This window comes from Nocardia sp. NPDC004151, assembly GCF_042874235.1.
Classification (GTDB): Bacteria; Actinomycetota; Actinomycetes; order Mycobacteriales; family Mycobacteriaceae; genus Nocardia.
This window is the reverse complement of sequence record NZ_JBIAMR010000001.1, coordinates 105756-125510: the sequence shown is the minus strand read 5'-3', so window position 1 is coordinate 125510 and position 19755 is coordinate 105756. Positions and strand designations below refer to the sequence as shown.

The following is a 19755-nucleotide window of genomic DNA, read 5'->3' as shown; positions in this document are numbered from 1 at the left end:
CCAGAGTTCTGGTGGCTACGATCACTCAAAAATTGGACGCTTGTCCATTTGGACGTTTGACCCAAGGGAACTGAAAAGAATGCAGAGACGCTGGACGCGCGGGCTGCTCGCCGCCGCCGTCGCGGGCGGGGTGATGGCCTCCGCGGTCGTCGCGGACGCCGCGCCCACCGCCACCTCGATCGGGCGGATCCACACCGACGGCTCGCACTTCGTGGACGACAGCGGCCGGGTCGTGCTGCTGCACGGGGTCAACAATGTCGACAAGGAACCGCCCTTCCTCCAGGCGGGGGACGGCCTCACCGTCACCGCGGATGACGCGGCGCTGCTCGCTCGCCACGGCTTCAACACCGTCCGGCTGGGCGTGTCCTTCGACGGGCTGATGCCGACCAAGGGCGTCGTCGACACCGGGTATCTGGATCGGGTCGCGGACATCGTGGACACCCTGGCGGAGTACGGGATCCACACCGTGCTCGACAACCATCAGGACGGGTTGTCCGAGGTGTGGGGCGGGAACGGTTTTCCGGAGTGGTCCCTCCACGCCCGCCCGGGAGCGGGGGAGCCCAATCTCGGCTTCCCCCTCTACTACCTGATGCCCAGCATGAACGCGGGCTGGGACGAGGTGTGGAACAACTCCTACGGCGCCCTCGACTACCTCGGCCAGGCGCTCGGCGCGCTCGCCGCGAAGATGAGCGGCCACCCCGGCGCGATGGGAATCGAACTGCTCAACGAGCCGTGGCCGGGGAGCGCGTTCCTGTCCTGCTTCCCCAACGGCTGCCCGGGCTTCGACGTGAAATACCAAGCGGCCATGCAGAAGCTGACCGACGCGGTGCGCGGGAGCAATGGCGACCTCATGGTGCTGTGGGAGCCCAACGTCACCTGGAACGAGACCATGCCCAGCAACCTGGGCAAGAATCCGCCGATCAGCGCCCCGAACATCGCGTTCGCGCCGCACGACTACTGCATGCCCAGCCAGATGGCCATCTACATGGGCCTGCCCACGTTCCTGCGCGGCCTGTGCCCGCTGCAGCAGGACAAGACCTGGGGCAATATCGACGCTCTCACCGCGCGCACCCAATTGCCGACACTGGTCACCGAATTCGGTGACGGCGACGCGACGGTGCTGCGCAATACCCTGGTCCGCGCGGACGAGCGGTTCGCGAGCTGGCAGTACTGGCACTATTCCTCCCGTTTCGGGGCGGGCGGGCCGAAGCCGGATCCGTTCCTCGGGGACGTCGGCAAGCAGCTGGTGCGTACCTATCCGCGGGCGACCGCGGGCACGCCCGGGCGGATGATCTTCGATCCGGACACCGGTGACTTCGCCTACCGGTACACCCCGCGCGCGGGGACCACGGAGATCTACGCCTCGGATGTCCACTATCCGGATGGCTACGCGGTGCGGGTCGAGGGCGGCCACGTGACCTCCGCGCCGGGTGCGCGGGTGGTGACGGTGGAGGCCGACGCGTCGACGCCGGTGACCGTGTACATCAACCGTCCGGGCTCGAAGGGCGCGACCGTGCCCACCGGTCCGATCGGGACGGGTTCGGCCAGTGGGTCGGCGAGCGGTTCGGCGGGCAGCGGTTCGGCGAGCGGCTCCGCGGATTCCGGGTCCGGCAGCGGATCGGGATCCGGTTCGGCGCAATGATGCGCGAAAGCTATTGCCCCGCTTGTGTAACGAGTGGGGCGCGGATATCGACACACGGCAAAGGGGCGCTGTTGGTCGCGTGCCCAGTTTGTCGATCGAGAGGTAACCATGTTGTATTTCGGCCTGCCGATGCTCAGCACCCTGCCCACCCTGCTCGTGAACCTCTCGTGGCTGGGTATGCGCGGATTGTCCATGCTGCTGCACTGAATCGCGGGCACTGATCGGTGATGTCGTCCGGACATAACCCGGCGTCGGATGCGGGTCCGGGCGGCACACAGGTATTCTCACCGCGTTCACAGCCGTGAACGGTTCGGTGAGAAAGGTTTTCGCTAGTGAAGCTCGCAGGAACGAGGCCGTTGGTGCGTCTCGTGCTCGCCCTCGTGGCGGTGGCCGTGGCCGTGTTCGCCGTTTCCGGCTGTTCGGCGCTCCAGAACGCCAGCAAGTCCGACACCGCCAAGTCCAAGGTCGGTGACTGCATCAATGTGATCGAGGGCTCGGCCACCGACTCCAAGACCGCGCCCGTCGACTGCTCCGACCAGAAGGCGGTCTACAAGGTCGCCGCGGTCGCGGACAAGAAGACCGACTGCAAGGAAGAGCAGACCTCCTACGAGGAGACCCTCAACGGCGGCACCACGGCCTTCCTATGCCTGAGCCCCAACTTCAAGAAGGGCTCCTGCTACAACGAGAGCCAGACCACCGGCTACAAGTTCGTGGCGTGCACGGCTCCGGAAGCCTCGTTCAAGGTGATCGACCGGATCGACGGCCAGGCCGACGAGTTCGCCTGCGACCCGAGCACCGCGATCGGGTTCCGCATCGTCCCCGAGCCGAAGACCACCTTCTGCCTGGGCAACCCCAAGGGGTAGGCCCAGCTCTCGGGACTCGGTCCTCCCCCTCTCCGCGGCCGGGCCTCGCCCCGAACCCGGGAAACCCTCCAAGGGGTTGCGCCCCAAGGATCGGCCCGGTACTCATCGGCATCACCAATGCCGTTCGGGTGCCGGGCTTTTCCTATTCCACCAGGGCGACCGAGGCGATGCGGTGCAGCGTGAAGTGGCGGACCGCGCCCGTGACCGGGTCCAGGGCGTCGAGTTGCCCGCCGCCGACCTTGAGCGGCTCCACCACGCGCTGTGAGGCGACGCCCTGGGCGTCCACATAGCCGATGTGGACGCGGCGGCGGGTGCGGGCGGCCAGCTGGAGCAGGTTCAGGGTGGCCTGGGTGCTGGTGCGGGAGCCGTCGGAGCGAACCGTCTGCCCGGCACGGGCATGCGCGGCGCGCTCGCTCGCGCGCAGTTCGGCCACCAGGGATCGCAGCTGGTCGGTGCTGGGCGGGTTGGGTCGCCAATTCGGGTGCGGGCGCTGCCGGGCGGGCAGGCGCGCGCCGCGCGGCCGCAGGTCCACGATGGCGCCTGCGGAATCCTCGCCCGCGGGGCTGAATCCGGCGGCCCGTAAGCGTTCCAGCACCTCGCCCAGCGGGGCCTGGGAGATGGCGACCGTCGGGGCCACCGCGCGCAGGGCCAGTTCCCCGGCGACCGGCGCGGCGAGTACCTCGGCGAGCAGGGTGGGATCGTCGCTGCGCACGAAACTCTGGGCCATGCCCGCGCGCAGGCGGCCGTGGCGGCGGGCCACATCGTCGATGAGGTAGGTCAGCGACTGGGGGACCGGGGTGCGGGAGTGGGTGGTGAACAGGTGGTGCAGTTCCGCGGACGTGGCCCCGGCGTCCAGGGCGCGGCGCACCGAGGTCTCACCGATCCGGTACACCGTGGCCGCGCCCGCCGATTCGACGTCGGCGACCATGGCGATCCGGTCCTGCAGTTCGGGCACCAGCGGGCCGGGCGCGATGACCGTCAGATCCGCCTGCACCAGCACGTGATCCACCGGTTCGGGCAGCGCGATCGCCATCTCCGATTCGGCGTCCTCGGGACTGCCGTGCAGCAGGGCGCGCCCCGCGGAGGTGACCGCGCCGCGCGCCAGCAGTCCGAGCGCCTCGGCCTCGGCGAGGGTGGCGCGCACCGCCTCCAGCCGGTAGTGGCGGCGCCGGCGTGGTTCCCGCCAGGCCAGGATGCGGCCCAGGTCGGCGGCGGAAACCTCGGTGCCGGGCGGGAATTCGGCCAGCAGGCCCAGGACGGCGTGCCGGTCGCGGACCGCGTACACGGTGCGCAGCTCCGCCGAGAGCGCCGCCAGGGGTTTGTCGTTGGCGTCGCGCAGCCCGATCATCCACGGCAGCCGGTCCAGTTCCAGCCAGGCCTGCGCCAGCACCGCCCAGCGGCGCGAGGGCACCACGGCCAGCCAGGCGTCGGAGGTGGTGGTCGGCGTCCAGAAGTCATCGGTGCCGTCGCTGTCGGGTGCGGGTTCGGGGGTGCCCTTGTCGATCAGGCGGGCGGCGGCCAGGATCTCGGCGAGCAGGCCGAGCCGGTCCTCGTCGATGCCGGTCTGCTTGGCGACCCGGCGTAACTCGCGCACCCCGAGGCCGCCCGACCGCAGTACCGGGGCGGGCGCGCGGCCGAGCACCTCCAGCACGGAGGCGCTGTGCCGCAACAGTTCCCCCACCTCGCCCGCGGCCACCGCGTTGATGTCGGCGGGGGCGTGCTTGGTGGTGTCGGGGTGCGGGGCCGCGAGCGCGTGCGGATCGGTGACCGGCTCGTTGCGCAGCACCTGCCCGACCGAGACCGGCAGCTCCACGGTCTCCTCGTCGATCCAGTTGAGCAGCCGGTGCGCCAGCAGCCGCTGCACCGGACGGTCGTCGGGAGTGCCGGGCGCGGCGTCGCGGGTGCGGCCGCGCGGGCCGGTGCTCGCCAGCTTGTCCAGCAGTGCGCGTTCCTGTGGCGTGGACGCGGCCAGGGCGGCGCTGATCTCGGGTTCGGTGAGTGAGTCCGGCAATTCGGTGGTGCTGCCCAGCGGCCAGGGCAGGGCCTCCTGCGCGGCCGGTGACACGCGCAGGGCGGTGTCGGGACCCCAGACCAGGGCGCGGGCGCGCAGCTTGGCCAGCGCCGCGTTCACGGGCGCGGCGGGCACCCGGTCCGAGAGCAGCTTGCGCAACGTCTTGGCGGGGAGGGGAGCGCCGTGGCGGCCGTCCCCGGCTCCTTGCACCACAAGGGTTTCGATGACGGCGAAGTCGAGGGTGTTCAGCTCGTCGCCCGCGCGCAGCACCGAGGCGCGCTGTTCGGTGCGGGCGGCCAGCACCGCCATCGAGGCGGGCAGCGGGACGGCCAGGTCGGGACGCAGCTCCAGCAGCGTCACGAGTTCGTCGTCGCCGCGCTTGGAAAGCCACTCGGCCAGCGTCAGATCCGCGGATTTGGCGGATTTCGCGGGCTTGGCCGTGGCCGTGGAATCGGCGGGCGCGTCCGGGTCGCCCGTCGGGGTGGGGGTTTCGGTCACTTCACCCGATCCGTCGGGGAGTGTGGGCGCGGTTCAGCGACCGCCGCGGCCACCAGGCGGTAGACAGGGCCTGGAGTCGTACGCGCGGCGGTCGCTCGGGAACGAGCGCCGTCAACCGCATATCGGTCGGTACGACGGATCAGCGGTTGACGATGGTGTGCGGGTGCACGTAGGGCAGCTGCTCGACCGGCAGCGGGAACTCCATGTCCTCGCCGTAGGGGGAGAGTCCACCGGAGCGGGTCGAGGAGAGCTCGGTGACCGCGTGATCGCCGTTGGTCTCCGGCCAGCCGTTGTCCACATAGGGTTTGTTCGATTTGTTCACCACGCCGCTCATTCTGGCATGAGCACCCACCGGCCGCCCTCCCCGGCACTGTGTCTGTTTGCCTCCGCTTCGCTGCGGCGTGTTCGAGGCCCTGTTACCTCGGTCTTCGTTACCTCGGTCTTCCCGCCTCCGCTTCGCTCCCCGCTCCAAGCGCCGGGAGGCGGAGCGCAGTCCGGGCCGAGGCGGGCCTCGAACCGGAGGGAATCCCGGAGCGGGAACGACGAAGGCCCCCATCGTCATTGATGGGGGCCTTCGGGGAGCGAACGGGGCGCTGCCTACTGGGGCAGCAGGCCCTTGTTCGCCTGGAAGAAGTTCACGACGCCCGGATCGAGCTGGGTGCCATTGGCCTTGGTGGCGTTGAGGAAATCCAGTGCGGGCTGCGGGATCTGAATGCCCTGCTGCTGGGCGACCGCGATCGCGCGGTCGACGGCCTGGAAGACTTCCTGCGTGCCGTTGGTGGCGCTGCCGGGGCCGGCCTGCTGCTGCGGGGCCCACTGCGGGACGTCGGACGCGGCGGGCGCGGGGGCCGTACGCGGGGTGGCGGAGCTGGAGAGGCCGAGGCTCGAGGAGCAGGCGGGCCAAGCGCCCCAGCCCTGCGTGGCGAGCACCTTCTCGGCGACCGCGATCTGCTGTTCACGGGTGGCCTGGTTAGCGGTCGCGGCGTACTCGCCGCCGCCGTGGGCGGTCCAGGTGCCGGGGGAGAACTGCAGTCCGCCCTGGAAACCGTTGCCGGTGTTGATGCCCCAGTTACCGCCGGCTTCGCACTGTGCGAGCTTGTCCCAGTCGGAGTCGGGTGCCGCGCTGGCGTTTCCTGCCATGGCCACTCCCGCGCCGCCGAGAGCGATGCCGGTCAGGGCAACCTTGGCGACAGTGCGGCCGGTGTTGGTCGGCTTGCGATGGCGTCCACTCATTTTCGGGTCTTTCCTCTCGTACGCGCCTGCGAGACCGACTACCGGGGTCGGACTGAGAGGTCGTCCGGCCCGGCGCACTGGCTGTGCGCTATGCCTCGTCTTCGCCCCTCGTTCCAGTTGGGGGTCCGTACCCGCGGGGCGAAGTTCGGTGCGGCGGGCCGGTGGCGCCGGGCTGACCCGGCTGGTGGAGAACATTACGACGCTCGCCGCGAAAAATCACCATTTGGTAACCGTCGTGTCCGTTCGGGTCTTTTACCGGCGCAACGGGTTCCACAGGGCTTCTGTGCAGGTGGTCACGGTGAGTCTCGGCCGATAGGGGTCTGTCACCACTCCGTGACCCTCTCGTTATGTGACGAAGATCACAGGCGTGGCCGGGTAACGAACTGGGCAATCTCAGCGCGCCTTGCGCCCCGACCACAGCGCGTAGACGATCGACAGCAGGAAGCCGAGCGGCGCGCACATGGCGAGCAGGTACAGCCACACCCCCGGCTTCGAATCGGTCAGCAGCCCGACGCCGAAGATGGCGAAGACCGCCAGCAATCCGATCGCGAACAGCCCCATGGCGATGTAGAGCAGCCAGCCCGCGGAACGGCGAGGGGCCTGCTCGGAAGAAGTGTCGGACACCTCTCGACCGTAAAACTGATGTGCTCGGGCTATTCGCACCGGGGTAGACTCGGAGTTCAGTCGCGTCCTGCATAGCTGTGTGGGGCGCGTTCTTTTGCCCGGTTGCTCCGGGCTGGAATGACGAACGGGTGAGCGCAGTGCCGACCGGCAAGGTGAAGTGGTACGACGTCGAAAAGGGCTTCGGCTTCCTGTCCCAGGATGAGGGAGAAGACGTCTATGTTCGATCGTCGGCGCTGCCCGACGGTGTCGAGGCGCTCAAGCCCGGCCAGCGTGTCGAGTTCGGTATGGCCGCGGGTCGCCGTGGCCCGCAGGCGCTTTCGCTGAAGCTGCTGGAGACCCCCACCCTGCGCGAGGAGCGCGGCGGCCGGGGCGAGCGCGGTGGTCGCGGCGGCCGCACCGACGGCGCCCCCGTCAACCGGAAGTCGCCCGACGAGCTGCACGGCCTCATCGAGGACATGATCACGCTGCTGGAGACCAAGGTGCAGCCGGATCTGCGTCGCGGCAAGTACCCGGACCGCAAGACCGCCCAGCGCATCGCCGAAGTGGTGCGTGGCGTGGCGCGCGAGCTCGACCACTAGGTCGCACGCGCTCGAAACGGCAATCGGGCCCCGGTGATTCGATCACCGGGGCCCGATTCACGTTGGGGCGGACCCGGTTTCCCGGGTCCGGCCGAGCTCAGCTGAACAGCGCGGGATCGAACGCGGGGGTGTGCACCGCCCAGATGCCGCGGGAGATGACGCCCTCGTTGCCGGCCTCGTCGCGCGCCGGAATGGGCAGGTGCAGCTCCATGATGGCCAGCTTCACGCCCTCGTTGGCGGGGGTCTTGATGGTCAGCGTGCGCGGCTTGTCCCACTTGGAGTCCTGGTCGCGCTCCGGCTTGCCGGACAGCTTCCACGGCTCCTTGTAGGTGAGGATCTCCGCGTCGGCCTTGTTGTTCGGCAGGCGGTAGCCGATCAGCAGCTCCCAGGGCGCGTCGACGATCTCCTTGGGCAGCGACAGCTGGATGGTGGAGCCGGGCGGCACGTCGAGGTCGGACACCGCCTCGGTGGTGTTGCACTTGCCCATCGAGAGGCGTTCCTTGGACACCTCGAGGTCGCAGTACAGGAAGGGCTCGACCGTCACGGACTTGCCGTGCGCGTACGCGGTGATCGCGGGCTCGGACTTGTCGGTGTGGCGGGCGATGACCACGATCGCGGCGAAATAGGCCACGGCCACCACGGCTAGAACCGCCAGCAGAGCGATGATCGTGCGGGCTTTGGGTTGGCTCACCGGGTTTCCTGTCCGTTACTGGGTGGGTTCCCCGCGCCGTGCGCACCGGGAATCTCCTGCTTGGCGTGCTGAGGTCGGTTACCACCCAAACCGGGCAGCAGCGAATGACCACGGTAGCTGACCACGGTCTGTATCAAGCCCAGCGCCATGATGACGGAGACCACGGCGAATCCCTTCCACCACATGGTCGGCATCCACAGGGTGGGCAGCAGGACGCCCAGCGCGCCGCCGAAGACCCATGCCAGCTGCAGGACGGTCTCGGAGCGGCCGAAACCGGACGCGACCGATTCCGGGGGCAGATCGTCCTGGATGGAGGCGTCCAGTGACACCTTGGCCAGCGCGCTCGCGCCCGCCGCGATCAGCGTGGCGAGCGCCGCGCCCAGCAGGCTGTCCAGGACCGCCGCGGCGATGGCGGCGGCGACGCAGGCGACGGTGCAGATCAGCACGATCAGCTGGGGGCGGCCGAGTTTCATGCGGGCGCCCGTCGCATTGCCGGCGAAATTGCCGATGGCCGCGGCCGCGCCGACGATGCCCAGCATGGCGATCTGCTGCACGCCGTGTTTGTCGGTGGCCTTGACCACGAATGCCACATAGAAGGTGAGGAAGCCGGTCAGCACGCGCACCGTGCTGTTGCCCCACAGGCCGGTCACCACCGAACGGCCCAGCGGCTGACGGCGTTTGGTGGGCGGCACGTCCCCGGCCCGGCTCGGGTCCAGCACCTCGGTGCGGGAGTCGTCGCCGTGGTAGCCCAGGGTGGCGGGCACCTCGCCCTCGGTGTTCTCCACCCAGGCCGGGATGCGCAGGCTCAGGAACATGCCGGCGGCGGCCAGCGCGGCCGCGAACAGCAGCGCACCGGTCGAGCCGGTCACCTTGGCGATCAGCGCGGCCACGCCGCCCGCGCACAGGGTGCCGCCGACCAGTCCGAAGACGGTGAGGCGAGAGTTGGTGCGCACCAGGTCGATTCCCGGAGGCAAGACGCGCGGGGTGACCGCGGACTTCAGCACCGAGAACGACTTGCTGAGCACCATCATGCACAGGGCCAGCGGGTACAGCGCCCAGTTGTCGATATTGAAGATGAGCAGTCCGGCCACCAGCACGCGGATCGCGAACGAACCCGCCAGCGCGATCCGGCGGCCGTGCTGCAGGCGGTCCAGCATCGGGCCGATCACCGGTGCGATGACCGCGAACGGGGCGATGGTGATCACCAGGTACAGCGCCACCTTGGTGACCGATTCCGCGGTCGCGCTGGCGAAGAACAACGTATTGGCCAGGGCCACCGCGATGGCGGCGTCGGTCGCGAAGTTCGCCATGGTGGCGTACACGAGCGCGGTGAGGCCGGACTCCTCCGCGCCGTCGGCCTTGGCGGCGCGCTGGAAGGTCGCGAAACCGCTCTGCGTCAGTTCGATGCTGCGCCGCGCCGCGACCCGGGTGACGGTCAGCTTCCGGGGCGGCTTGTGCAGCCCGCCGCTGTCGTGGGCATCGGGGGTGTCACCGGGCGAAAGCTGCTGCGTATGAGCCGTTTCCGAGGAGTCGGCGGTGGTGTCGCGGCCCTCGGGCCCGGGCGTGCCCGTGGGTTTCGGGTCGTGCCGCGGTGGCGTGTGCCCGCGCGGCTGCGAGTTCTCGGGCTCCTGGGCGTGTCCCGAGGCGGGGTCGTAGCGCACCCGCCGGGTGGTGTTGAAGTCGTGCGGCTGCTGCCACATCTCGGGCTCGTCCCCGGTTCCCCGGGACGGCTGGGTCTCGTAGGGCCGGGTCGGAGGGTTGTCACCGGGATCGGATTTGCCGTGGCGGCGCTGGGCCCAGCGCGAGGTCCTGGCCTCCGGTTCGCGCGGTGCGTCGCCGCCGCGGTCGCGCGCGGGTTCGCTGCGCACCCCCGAGGACGGTTCGGCGGGTCGGGTGGGTGCGCGCCGGGTGAGGAATTCCGGCACGTCCTCCTGGTCGCGCGGCGACGCGGGCCGCCGCCCGGCGCGGTTCGCGGGCGGATAGCGGTCGTACCCCGGATGCCGTTCGATCATGGGTGAGTCCTCGTCGCCCCAGCGACCGGGATCGGCACCGGGGTCACGGGGAGCAGTCACGCCCCCAATTCTTGCAGTGCCATCGGCATGCGGCTGCACTACCGCCGGTGTGGGACGCCACAAGTTGGAGAGACCGGTCGTTTTTCTGGCGGTTCAGGCGGGAACGAAGCGGACTTCGTAGGAGGTGGGCCACTTCTTGCCGGTGAGCAGGAAGCGATCGGTGCCGGGCAGATGGGCGATGCCGTTGAGGACATCCGTGTCGGGGGTGCGGGCGCTGTTCGGCAGCAGTCCGGAGGCGTCGATGCTCGCCAGTACGTCACCGGTGTCGGGGTCGATGCGCAGGATCGTGTCGGTGGCCCAGGTATTGGCGTAGACGGAACCGTCCGGGGCGCAATCCAGTTCGTTGAGGTGAACGTTCTCGTGGCTGGTGAGCGCGACCGTCCCGGTGACGGCGAAGGTCCGCGGATCGCGGAAGGTCAGGGTGGAACTCCCATCGCTCATGACGACGCGATCGCCGCGCGTGCACAGGCCCCAGCCCTCGCCGTCGAAGCGGGCGGTGCGGATCTCGGCCAGGGTGGCCGGGTTTCGGGCGATGGCGAGCCCGTCCTTCCAGGTGAGCTGCCAGAGCAGGTCGCCGGCGCGGGTGACGCCTTCGCCGAACAGCGGGGCGGGCAGGTCGGCGCGGGCGAGTTCGGCTCCGGTGTTCAGGTCGGTGGACACGACGGACGAATGGCCGGAGAGTCCGGTGCCCTCATAGAGAACCGACCCATCGGCTTCCAATCCTTCGGTGAACGCGCCCGGGTCGTGCGGCCGTGTCGCGACCACCTCGACACGCCACTTCGGCGTGTTGTCGGCGCTGGTGCAGCCGGTGATGGTCCCGGCCAGGGCCAGGGCCGTGGACAGCGTGATCGTGGCGGCCGCTACCGGTGCACGGTGTTTGCGCTCCATACGGCAAAATGTAGGGCGTGAGCGCGGTTGGAGTTTCGGAGTCCGGTGTGCGGCCGATCCTGGCGGAGGCGGTCCAGCTGGCCCGCCGTGCGCTGCTGGATCTGGAGCCGGTCGGCGTGGGCGCGCATCTGGGCGTGACGGGCGAGGACGAATCCTCGGCCACCCATCACTTCGAGGCCACCCTGCCCGGCTATCACGGCTGGCAGTGGGCGGTCGTGGTGGCGGCCCCGCCGGAGGCGACGGTCGCCACCGTCAGCGAGTCGGCCCTGCTGCCGGGCCCCGACGCCCTGGTGGCCCCCGACTTCATCCCGTGGGACCAGCGCATCCGCCCCGGCGATCTCGCCCCCGGCGACCTGCTGGCCCCGCGGCCGAACGACCCGCGCCTGGTGCCCGGCTACGTCGCCACCGGCGACCCGGCCGTCGACGAGGTCGCGCTCGAGATCGGCCTCGGCCGCACCCGGGTGCTGTCCCGCGAGGGCCGTGAGGAAGCCGCGGACCGCTGGTTCTCCGAATTCGGCCCCGACACCGATATGGCCCGTTCCGCACCGTCCACCTGCGGGCGCTGCGGCTTCTACGTCCCCCTCGCCGGTTCTCTGCGCGCCGCCTTCGGCGTGTGCGGCAATGCCATGGGCGCGGACGGGCGTGTCGTGCACGTGGCCTACGGCTGCGGCGCGCATTCGGACGTGGAACTGCCCACCGGCAACGGCTCCCCGCTGTACGAGGCGTACGACGATGCCGCCGTGGAACTGATCCCGCTCGCGGAGCTTCGCCCGGAAATCGCGGCTGTAGAGGACGAATCCGGCGAATCCGGTGCGGCCGAGGGTGCGGAAAACGCTGCGGCCGAGACTGAATCGGGCGATGCCGCCGAGCCGCGGAGCGCCGCCGAAGGCGAGTCCGCCGCGGCCGGAGAGTCCGAGGCCGGCGCCGGCGACCCCGACCCCTCCTCCGACGCCGAGACCGCTCCCGAGCCCGCCGACGAACAGACCGCGACCGAGTCCGCGGATGTGGCGGCCGGTGTGGCGGAAGCCGATGTCGAGGTGACCGAGATCGCCGTCGCGGAGGGCGAGTCCGCCGCGACGGGGGAGACCGAGGCCGAGCAGGCCGATCCCGGCGTGTTCGAGGCGGCCGATCCGGATGCGGTGTACGACGACGCGTGGGCGGTGACCGCGGTGTCGGTCGAACCGGAGACCGGGTCGGCGGAGTAGCGCCGAGCCCGGTCGTGACACCGCCCGGCGGTGCTGCCGGGCAGCGTGACAGCGGGGCCGACCGACCTCGGGAGCGTGGTCGCGCCGGCGATGACGGTGTCGCCGGTGCGGTCGTGACGAAGCGTGGATTTCGGTGGATCGCGCCGGATCCTGTGTAATACCCCGGATGCTTGGCCTTGGCGTGCCAACAACCGCTTTCGGGAAAGGGCGTAGGGCGTGGTCGCGACCGAATTCGAGGATCCGTTCGGCACGGCGGAATTGCGCGCCGGAGTGGTGGCCGCCTGGCGCGGCTCGCCCACCCGGTTGCGGGAGGACGCCGCCACCGAGGCGGATCTGGTGCGGGCCGGATACCGGGACCGGCTGCTGACCGAGCTGGCCCAGAATGCCGCCGACGCGGCGGTGAAGGCCGGGGTGCCCGGCCGGATCGCGGTCTGGCTGGACGGCCGCACCCTGCACATCGCCAACAGCGGTGCGCCGCTGGATGTCTCGGGTGTGCACGCGCTGACCGCCCTGCGCGCCTCGGGCAAGACCGAGGGCGCGGCTGTCGGCCAGTTCGGGGTGGGTTTCACCGCGGTGCTGACCGTGTCCGACGAGGTGGAGTTCCGGTCGACCAGCGGATCGGTGCGGTTCTCCCGGGTCGAGACCTGGGCGTTGCTCGGCGTGCAGGGCGTCGAGATCCCGGACCAGTCAGGCGATTTCGAGCCGCCCGCGCTGCGCCTGGCCTGGGCCATCGCGGAGCGGCCCGCGGACGGCTTCGACAGCGAGATCGTGCTGCGCCTGCGCGAATCGGTGGACCCGGGCGAGCTGCTCGCCGAGATGCGCGCCGAGGCGCCCGACCTGCTGCTGGAACTGCCCGCCCTGAACAGCATTCGCATCGGCGACGACGAGATCGCCAGTACCCGGCGCGAACTGGCGGGCGGCCTCACCGAACTCACCGTCACCGGCCCGAATTCCGATGAGCGCCTGTGGTGGCAGTACCGCACCGGCCGCGCCCGCTGGCTGCTCCCGGTTCGTGACGGCCGCCCGGTCGCCGCCCGCCCGGACGTCCTGCGCGCCCCCACCCGCTCCGACGAGGAACTCTCGCTGCCCGCGGTCCTCATCGCCGACATCCCCATGCAGCCCGACCGCCGCCGCCTGCTCCCGAGCGCCCGCCCGGCCGAGCTCGCGGCCGACTACGCCGCCTTCGCCCGCGCCCTGCCGCCCCGCGACCGCCTGGTGCTGGTCCCCACCCCGGGTTTCGCCCGCAGTGAGACCGACGCGGTTCTGCGTGAAGCCCTCATCGCCGAACTCCGCGACAACGAGTGGCTCCCGGTCCTCACGGTTGGCCAGGATCACGAACCCGCGCTCGCTCCCCTGGATTTCGATGCGGCGCTCGCTGATTCCACCGGTGCGGCACGACCGGGCGCCCCGGTGCTCGACGATCTCGCTGCCGGAGCTCCGGCCGCCGCAGCGGCGGACAGTGCTGCCGCGGGCGGGGATACGCCCGCGGACGGGAACCAGGGCGGAGCTGCCGGGCCTGCCGGGCTCAGGGACGCTGCCGTGTCTGCCCCCAAGCCACGCGCGGCCCGGGCCGCCGAGCCCGAGACGCTGCCGCTGTGGGAGCTGCCCGAGGACGAAGCGCCTTCCGACGCCGTCGAACCCCATGACGCCATCGGCCCGCACGATGTGGTCGCCGGATACGGCGCGGCCGAGTCCGGTGACCTCGCCGCCGCCGCGGATCTGGCCCGGGCCGCCGACCTGGCCGGGGTCGAGGACCCGACCGTGTCCACCGGCGCAGCCGAATTCGACCCCAGCGGGCTGGGGATGGCTGTGGATGAATCGCGCCCGGCCGGAATTCCGGTGGCCGGGGAGGTTCGGATCGGGGTGGCCTCGCCGCGGCGGGCGTGTGTTTTCACCGGCGTGACCACGGAATTGGCGGATCTGCTGGCGGAGATGACCGGACCGCTGGTGATTCCGGAGTTGTCGGGCCGCATGTTCGCGGACGCGCTCGCGGCCCTGGATGTGCACCGGATCGGCCTGGCCCGGATCGCGGAGTTGTCCGGCGGCCTGGAACGCGAACCGCAGTGGTGGTATTCGCTGTACGACGCCCTGGAGTCGTTCGCCGTGGATCCGCTGTCGGTGGAGGAGCTGGGCGCGCTGGCGGTGCCGCTGGTGGACGGGCGGCTGGTGACGGGTCCGCGCACGGTGGTGCTGGATGACCGTCTGGAGCAGGCGATTCCGGTGCACTGGGCGCGGTTGGCGCATCCGGAGGCGGCGCACGAGCTGCTGGGCCGCCTGGGCGCGCGTCCGGCCACGCCGGAGGATCTGCTGAACGATCCGGGCCTGCAGGCGGTGCTGGAGGACGATCCCAGCGATCCCGACACCGTGGACGCGGTACTGGGTCTGGCCGCGCATTCGCTGGCCGCGCCGGGCGTGTTGCCGTCCTGGCTCGGTGTGATCGAATTGCCGGACGTGGACGGCGAATTGACGCCCGCCGACGAATTGCTGCTGCCGGGCGCGCCGCTGGATCGGGTGCTGGTCGCGGATTCGCCGTTCTCCACCGTGGATTCCGCGGTCCTGGAGCGCTATGGCTCGGAAGCCTTGCGCGCCATCGGCGTCGGCTGGGGTTTCACCCTGGTCGCCGAGTCCGATCCGACCGGCCCCGACCATCACCTCGACGACGAGGAGGCCTGGTGGGCGAGCCTGGTCGAGGATCCGTCCGAGCTGGTGGCGGTCCGCGACCTGGATCTGGTGGACGACGCCGAATGGCCGGAGGCCCTGCGCCTGCTGCTGGCCGAGGAGAGCACCCGCCGCCTGGTCGCCGACCGCGACGGCTACACGGCCTGGTGGCTACGGCATCACGCGCACATCGACGGCATCCCGCTGGGCCTGCTGCGCCACCCGGACGACACCTTGTTCGCGGGCCTGCTCCCGCAGCTGCCGGGCTTCGGCGCGCAGGATCTGGCGGTGCTGCGCAGTGTCCTCGCCGATCCGGAGGTGCTGACGCCCGCGCTCGCCGAGGAGCTGCTCGACGCGCTGGCCGATCCGGCGAGAGTGCCCACGCCCGAATCGATTTCGCAGACCTACCGCCGGTTGGCGGAGGCGTTGGACGCGGGCCGGCTGGACACCGAGGACCTGGTGCTGCCGGGTCAGGTACGTGCGCTGAGCGGTGAGGTGATCCCGGCCGCCGACGCGCTGGTGCTGGATCGCCCGTGGTTCGGTCCGGCGCTGCCCGCGGATCGCCTGGTGGTCGGGGACATGGCGTGCGCGCGTCCGCTGGCCACCCTGCTGGATCTGCCGCTGGCCTCGGAGGCGGTGACGGCGGAGGTGGTGAGCACGGGTCGTGAGACCAGCTGGACCGCGGATCCGCTGGGTGTGTTGTTGCGCCTGCAGTTCGATATGCCGCTTCCGGCAGGCGATCTCGTGGTGCACGACGAGTTGCGGGTCCGGTTGACGGGCGCGTTCGAGGCCACGGTCGAGGTGGCGTGGTGGCGCGAGGGCGATGTCACCCATGTGCAGGGGCAGCCGCAGAATTTCTCGCGTCGCTGAGATCGGGTCCGGCGCGGGCGATCACGCTGCCCGCGCCGGAGGAGAAGGAGGAGCCAGGTCAGGCCGCGTGGGCTGCCACGGTGGTGGCGAGGACGTCCAACTGGTCGCGGACGGCGGCGCTGTCGTTGTCGACCAGCCAGCGCAGCACGATGCCGTCGATGGTGGCGAGGATGAAGCGGGACAGGGTGCCGACCGGAACGGTCCACTGGCAGTCGGTGGCTTCGCGCGCGTGCTCGAAGATGTCGGCGACCGTCGAGTCGTTGAAGGTGTACTGCTCGCGGGCGATGGCCAGTTTGGCGGGGGTCTGTTCCCCTTCGCGTAGCGCGTAGGTGGTGGTCTCGTAGGTGAGTAGTTGTCGTTCCGGGGTGGCTTCGATGTTGAGCCACATGAGTTCCAGGCCGGCGCGCACCAATTGCTGCAGCGCGGCTTTTCCGGTTCCGACGTCCTGCCATACGGTTTCGTTGGCGTCGACGGAATCACGCAATTCCATCGAAAGCGCCTTGACCAGCTCGGTCATCAGCTGATCTTTGTTTTCGAAACAGTAATGCACCACACCGAGGGAAACACCGGCTGCCTGCGCGACATCGCGGGTGGTAACCCCGGCCACGCCCTTTTTTTCGGCAAGGCCGATGGCTGCCTCGATAAGGTGGGCCCGTCGTTCTTCGACGCTCAATCGGGAGGACACTCCAGGGAGTTAAGCGTCCGAGGCGCGTGCAGTCAATTCGCAGGCTACACAAGTTTGCTCGGCACGCTTGTTGGTCAGATGACCAGTCGCTTCCCCGTGCTAATCCAGACCGCGTTGTGCGCCTTTATCACCCCGACGCGCACTCCGCCGCTGAATCGCGAAGATGGCGTAGCCCAGCAGTCCGACGCCCAATCCCATCAGGCACACCGGCCGCGCGGTCGCCCACGCGTCGTTCAACCACACCGCGATGGTCGCGATCAGGAAACCGATGGCGCCCACCAGGAGTACGGGACGCGGATCGGTGAAGCGCGGCGGAATCTCCGGGACGGTCGGCGGGGTCACCCCCTCAGACTAGAGGGCGCGAGCCGTTCAGGTGGCGCGCCGAGGCGCTCGGCGCTGGACCAGGCGAACAGGCGACTCCCGCGCGGGCGTTCCCGTATCGTTTGCCTCTGTGACAACGCCTTCCGACATTCGAGCGCTCGCCGGTGAACTCTCGCTGGCGGTGGTGCGCTTGACTCGGCATCTGCGAGGCCGGCGGGCCGATGCCCAGATTTCGCTGACGCAGCTGTCCGCGCTCGCCACGCTGAATCGAGAGGGCGCCATGACGCCGGGCGCGCTGGCCGCCAAGGAGCGGGTGCAGCCGCCGTCGATGACCCGGGTCATCGCCTCGCTGTCGGAAATGGATCTGGTGGAACGCAATCCGCACCCCACCGACGGGCGGCAGATCATCGTGTCGCTGTCGGACGCGGGCCGGGCGTTGATAGCGGATGAGAATCAGGCCCGCGAGGCGTGGATGACCGATCAGCTCTCGCAGCTGACGCCCGGTCAGGTGGGCGTGCTCCGCGAAGCGGTCGGCATCATGAAGCAGATCGTCGACGAGTCGGAGTAAGAGGTACCAACTCTCGGGGCTCTCAGGGGCTTCCCCTGAAACCCCTGTCATGCCCCGCGGCCCTAGTAGCCGAAACGTCGGTCACTGTCGACGATTTCGCGGCCCAGTGGGAACAGCGACACCGGGATCAGCTTGAGATTCGCCCAGGCGAAGGGGATTCCGATGATGGTGACCGCGAGGGCGATGCTGGTCATCAGGTGCCCCAGCGCCAGCCACCACCCGGCCACCACGATCCACACGATATTGCCGAGCATGGAGCCCACGCCCGCGTCGGGCTTCTCCACGGCTTCGCGGCCGAAGGGCCAGAGCACGAAATAGGCGATCCGGAACGACGCGATTCCCCAGGGGATCGTGATGATCAGGATGCAGCAGATCAGCCCGGCGATCACATAGCCGATGGCCATCCAGAATCCGACCAGGACTAGCCACAGGATGTTCAGAATCAGCTGGATCGGTTTCACCTTTCCAGCATGCCAGCGCGCCCTGGCCGGGCACCACCGGGAAAACCCCGATTTCCGAGTGTGTGCACTGGCCAGTGGTAGGGGAAACCCGGCGAACTTTCCGGTAAGCGAAACTCGCCACTGCTAATGTCGCGCTATCTCTTATATGGCCAGCTCTATCGTGTTTGATGGCGTCGGAAGAAAGTGCGGGCACACTTTGAGCAACATCAAACGACTATCGGTGGGCCTCGCCGCCCTGACGCTCGCCGCCACCGGCACGCTCGTGGCGTGCAGTAGCGCCGACTCATCGAGCTCGGGTTCGAGTTCCAGCTCGAAAGCCGCGGGCGACTCGGCGTCCGGGGCGGAACCGATGCCCAACCCGTATCTCGCCGCCGAGAAATTCGGCATCACCCACATCGACTCCGCGCAGAGCGACAGCTTCCCGGCCGCACCGCCGCGCGGAACCTTCCACATCGATCCCGCGGCGATGCCCCGGGTGCCCGGCGGCCCAGTCAACATCATGACCCTGGCCTCGCCGAATCCGGACTACTGGTGGGTCTCGTCGACCTCGGGCCCGCGCTACGTCGACGTCTCCGGTGGCGGCTTCAAGGAAGTCGCGTCCATGGACACACCGGGCATCCCGCCGATTCCCACCGCAGCACTCGACCAGGTGCTGAACCAGCAGTACACGGACACCGGCCAGATCGAAGCAGCCATCGCCCAGGACTGGCCCGGGCAGAACTGGCAGCGGCTGATCAACGGCGTCTACGGGCTGGTGGACAAGGACAACCACCTCTACTACATCAATCAGAACTCGGAGCTGTTCGTATTCGGGCTGAAGGACAAGAACAACCCCGCCGATGGCATCCAGGTCGTCGCGCAGCGCGACCTGAAACCGCTGCTGAGCACCGCCGGAACCTCGCTCGGCATCCCCGAGAACATCGTGGGCCTGAGCATGACCTACGACGGTCACCTGATCGCGCTGGCCTCCCGCGCCCTCTTCGTGTTCAACCGGGACCTCACCGGCGACGCCGTGCAGCTCCGGATCGGCGACGACGAGACCATCTCCAATTCGATGGCCGTGGATCCGGACGGTGGCCTCTACTTCGCCTCCGACAAGATCATGCGCAAGGTGGTCTGGAAGGACGGCAGGCTCTCCACAGAGGAGTCCGACGGCGCCTGGTCCTCGCCCTACGACTTCGGCCGCCAGCCACCCGCCGTCAAGTTCGGCACCGGCACCGGCTCGACCCCTACCCTCATGGGCTTCGGCGAGGACAGCGACCAGCTGGTCGTCATCACCGACGGCGCCGACCACATGAAGCTGGTCGCCTTCTGGCGCAACAAGATTCCCGAGGGATTCGCGCAGAAACCGGACGCCGAGTCGAATCGGATCGCCGATCAGATCGTGGTGACGGCCGGATTGCCCGAGCCGCTCCCGGAATTCGTGCAGTCCGAGCAGTCGGTGGTGGCGAGCGGATACGGCGCGTTCGTCGTGCAGAACATCGGGGAGGGCGGCTCCCCGGATCGGTTGGTGGACGTGCTGGCCAACGGACCGGTCGCCGTGCCCCCGCACGGCATGCAGCGGTTCGAGTGGGATCCCCAGGAACACAGGTGGACATCGGTCTGGGCCCGCGGCGACGTGGTGTCGACCTCCATGGTGCCCGCGGTCTCCAGTGGTGCGGGAGTGGTGTTCGTCAACGGCTACTCCAAGGCCGACGGCTGGGAGGTCACCGGCCTGGACTGGAAGACCGGGGAAACGGTGCACCGCACCATCTTCGGGCAATCCAACCTCGGCAACGGCGCGTACGCGCTGATCGAAGCCTTCCCCAACGGCGACCTGCTGTTCAACAGTGTCGGCGGACCGTTCCGGGCCAAGATCGCCGGCAAATAAGAGCATTCGGCCTCGTC

General features: G+C 69.6%; 17 protein-coding genes. 7 read left to right on the top strand and 10 right to left on the bottom strand.

Annotation, left to right across the window (positions count from 1 at the left end; translation table 11 throughout):
* Window positions 1-79 precede the first annotated feature (79 nt).
* Both ACFYTS_RS00595 and ACFYTS_RS00590 read left to right on the top strand, forming a co-directional pair.
* Window positions 80-1642: a cellulase family glycosylhydrolase gene (locus ACFYTS_RS00595; RefSeq protein WP_387300386.1), complete on the top strand. Its 1563-nt coding sequence runs from the start codon at window positions 80-82 to the stop codon at window positions 1640-1642.
* A 359-nt stretch (window positions 1643-2001) separates the two neighbouring features.
* Complete coding sequence (locus ACFYTS_RS00590; protein WP_357282585.1) at window positions 2002-2505, top strand: hypothetical protein; 504 nt, start codon at window positions 2002-2004, stop codon at window positions 2503-2505.
* Window positions 2506-2647: 142 nt separating this feature from the next.
* Here ACFYTS_RS00590 and ACFYTS_RS00585 read toward each other — a convergent pair whose 3' ends face one another.
* The 4 genes from ACFYTS_RS00585 to ACFYTS_RS00570 all read right to left on the bottom strand — a co-directional run bounded on the left by ACFYTS_RS00585 (window position 2648) and on the right by ACFYTS_RS00570 (window position 6871).
* Entirely contained in the window at window positions 2648-4921 is a 2274-nt protein-coding gene (locus ACFYTS_RS00585; RefSeq protein ID WP_387301060.1) for a helicase-associated domain-containing protein, read from the bottom strand.
* Between the two features lie 232 nt (window positions 4922-5153).
* Window positions 5154-5348: a hypothetical protein gene (locus ACFYTS_RS00580; RefSeq protein WP_379105784.1), complete on the bottom strand. Its 195-nt coding sequence runs from the start codon at window positions 5346-5348 to the stop codon at window positions 5154-5156.
* 263 nt (window positions 5349-5611) lie between these two features.
* Window positions 5612-6247 carry a transglycosylase family protein gene (locus tag ACFYTS_RS00575; RefSeq protein ID WP_357282582.1) on the bottom strand — a complete coding sequence of 212 codons (636 nt, stop codon included), beginning with the start codon at window positions 6245-6247 and terminating at the stop codon, window positions 5612-5614.
* A gap of 393 nt (window positions 6248-6640) precedes the next feature.
* On the bottom strand, window positions 6641-6871 hold the full coding sequence (locus ACFYTS_RS00570) for a hypothetical protein (protein WP_357282580.1): 231 nt from the start codon (window positions 6869-6871) through the stop codon (window positions 6641-6643).
* A 137-nt stretch (window positions 6872-7008) separates the two neighbouring features.
* Here ACFYTS_RS00570 and ACFYTS_RS00565 point away from each other — a divergent pair, with 137 nt between their 5' ends.
* Window positions 7009-7449: a cold-shock protein gene (locus tag ACFYTS_RS00565; RefSeq protein ID WP_357282822.1), complete on the top strand. Its 441-nt coding sequence runs from the start codon at window positions 7009-7011 to the stop codon at window positions 7447-7449.
* A 97-nt stretch (window positions 7450-7546) separates the two neighbouring features.
* Here the strand turns inward: ACFYTS_RS00565 and ACFYTS_RS00560 are convergent, their stop codons facing one another.
* The 3 genes from ACFYTS_RS00560 to ACFYTS_RS00550 all read right to left on the bottom strand — a co-directional run bounded on the left by ACFYTS_RS00560 (window position 7547) and on the right by ACFYTS_RS00550 (window position 11100).
* Window positions 7547-8140, bottom strand: a complete 594-nt coding sequence (locus ACFYTS_RS00560) for a DUF2771 family protein (RefSeq protein WP_379272168.1) — start codon at window positions 8138-8140, stop codon at window positions 7547-7549.
* The gene (locus ACFYTS_RS00555; RefSeq protein ID WP_387301057.1) at window positions 8137-9840 is read right to left on the bottom strand and encodes an MFS transporter; all 1704 of its coding nucleotides are present in this window, start codon (window positions 9838-9840) and stop codon (window positions 8137-8139) included. The genes ACFYTS_RS00560 and ACFYTS_RS00555 overlap by 4 nt, the downstream gene beginning before the upstream one ends.
* A 465-nt stretch (window positions 9841-10305) precedes the next feature.
* Window positions 10306-11100, bottom strand: a complete 795-nt coding sequence (locus ACFYTS_RS00550) for a glutaminyl-peptide cyclotransferase (protein ID WP_357282572.1) — start codon at window positions 11098-11100, stop codon at window positions 10306-10308.
* Between the two features lie 17 nt (window positions 11101-11117).
* Between ACFYTS_RS00550 and ACFYTS_RS00545 the strand changes: the two genes are divergently transcribed.
* Both ACFYTS_RS00545 and ACFYTS_RS00540 read left to right on the top strand, forming a co-directional pair.
* The gene (locus tag ACFYTS_RS00545; protein WP_387300382.1) at window positions 11118-12305 is read left to right on the top strand and encodes a DUF3027 domain-containing protein; all 1188 of its coding nucleotides are present in this window, start codon (window positions 11118-11120) and stop codon (window positions 12303-12305) included.
* 216 nt (window positions 12306-12521) lie between these two features.
* Entirely contained in the window at window positions 12522-15833 is a 3312-nt protein-coding gene (locus tag ACFYTS_RS00540) for a sacsin N-terminal ATP-binding-like domain-containing protein (RefSeq protein ID WP_387300380.1), read from the top strand.
* A 58-nt stretch (window positions 15834-15891) separates the two neighbouring features.
* Here the strand turns inward: ACFYTS_RS00540 and ACFYTS_RS00535 are convergent, their stop codons facing one another.
* Both ACFYTS_RS00535 and ACFYTS_RS00530 read right to left on the bottom strand, forming a co-directional pair.
* Entirely contained in the window at window positions 15892-16518 is a 627-nt protein-coding gene (locus ACFYTS_RS00535; RefSeq protein WP_213558181.1) for a TetR/AcrR family transcriptional regulator, read from the bottom strand.
* Window positions 16519-16617: 99 nt separating this feature from the next.
* The gene (locus ACFYTS_RS00530; RefSeq protein WP_357282566.1) at window positions 16618-16860 is read right to left on the bottom strand and encodes a DUF2530 domain-containing protein; all 243 of its coding nucleotides are present in this window, start codon (window positions 16858-16860) and stop codon (window positions 16618-16620) included.
* Window positions 16861-16969: 109 nt separating this feature from the next.
* On the opposite strand from ACFYTS_RS00530, the gene ACFYTS_RS00525 reads away from it, so the two are divergent.
* Window positions 16970-17407 carry a MarR family transcriptional regulator gene (locus tag ACFYTS_RS00525; protein WP_357282564.1) on the top strand — a complete coding sequence of 146 codons (438 nt, stop codon included), beginning with the start codon at window positions 16970-16972 and terminating at the stop codon, window positions 17405-17407.
* A 62-nt stretch (window positions 17408-17469) separates the two neighbouring features.
* On the opposite strand, the gene ACFYTS_RS00520 is transcribed toward ACFYTS_RS00525, so the two are convergent.
* On the bottom strand, window positions 17470-17868 hold the full coding sequence (locus ACFYTS_RS00520) for a YccF domain-containing protein (RefSeq protein ID WP_387300377.1): 399 nt from the start codon (window positions 17866-17868) through the stop codon (window positions 17470-17472).
* Window positions 17869-18064: 196 nt separating this feature from the next.
* On the opposite strand from ACFYTS_RS00520, the gene ACFYTS_RS00515 reads away from it, so the two are divergent.
* Entirely contained in the window at window positions 18065-19738 is a 1674-nt protein-coding gene (locus ACFYTS_RS00515; protein WP_387300375.1) for a hypothetical protein, read from the top strand.
* Window positions 19739-19755: the final 17 nt, after the last annotated feature.

What these genes read in the sequence shown, in the direction of transcription:
- ACFYTS_RS00595 (WP_387300386.1), top strand. Translation starts at nt 80, where the DNA reads ATGCAGAGACGCTGGACGCGCGGGCTGCTCGCCGCCGCCGTCGCGGGC.
- ACFYTS_RS00580 (WP_379105784.1), bottom strand. Translation starts at nt 5,348, where the DNA reads ATGAGCGGCGTGGTGAACAAATCGAACAAACCCTATGTGGACAACGGC.
- ACFYTS_RS00575 (WP_357282582.1), bottom strand. Translation starts at nt 6,247, where the DNA reads ATGAGTGGACGCCATCGCAAGCCGACCAACACCGGCCGCACTGTCGCC.
- ACFYTS_RS00555 (WP_387301057.1), bottom strand. Translation starts at nt 9,840, where the DNA reads ATGTGGCAGCAGCCGCACGACTTCAACACCACCCGGCGGGTGCGCTAC.
- ACFYTS_RS00550 (WP_357282572.1), bottom strand. Translation starts at nt 11,100, where the DNA reads ATGGAGCGCAAACACCGTGCACCGGTAGCGGCCGCCACGATCACGCTG.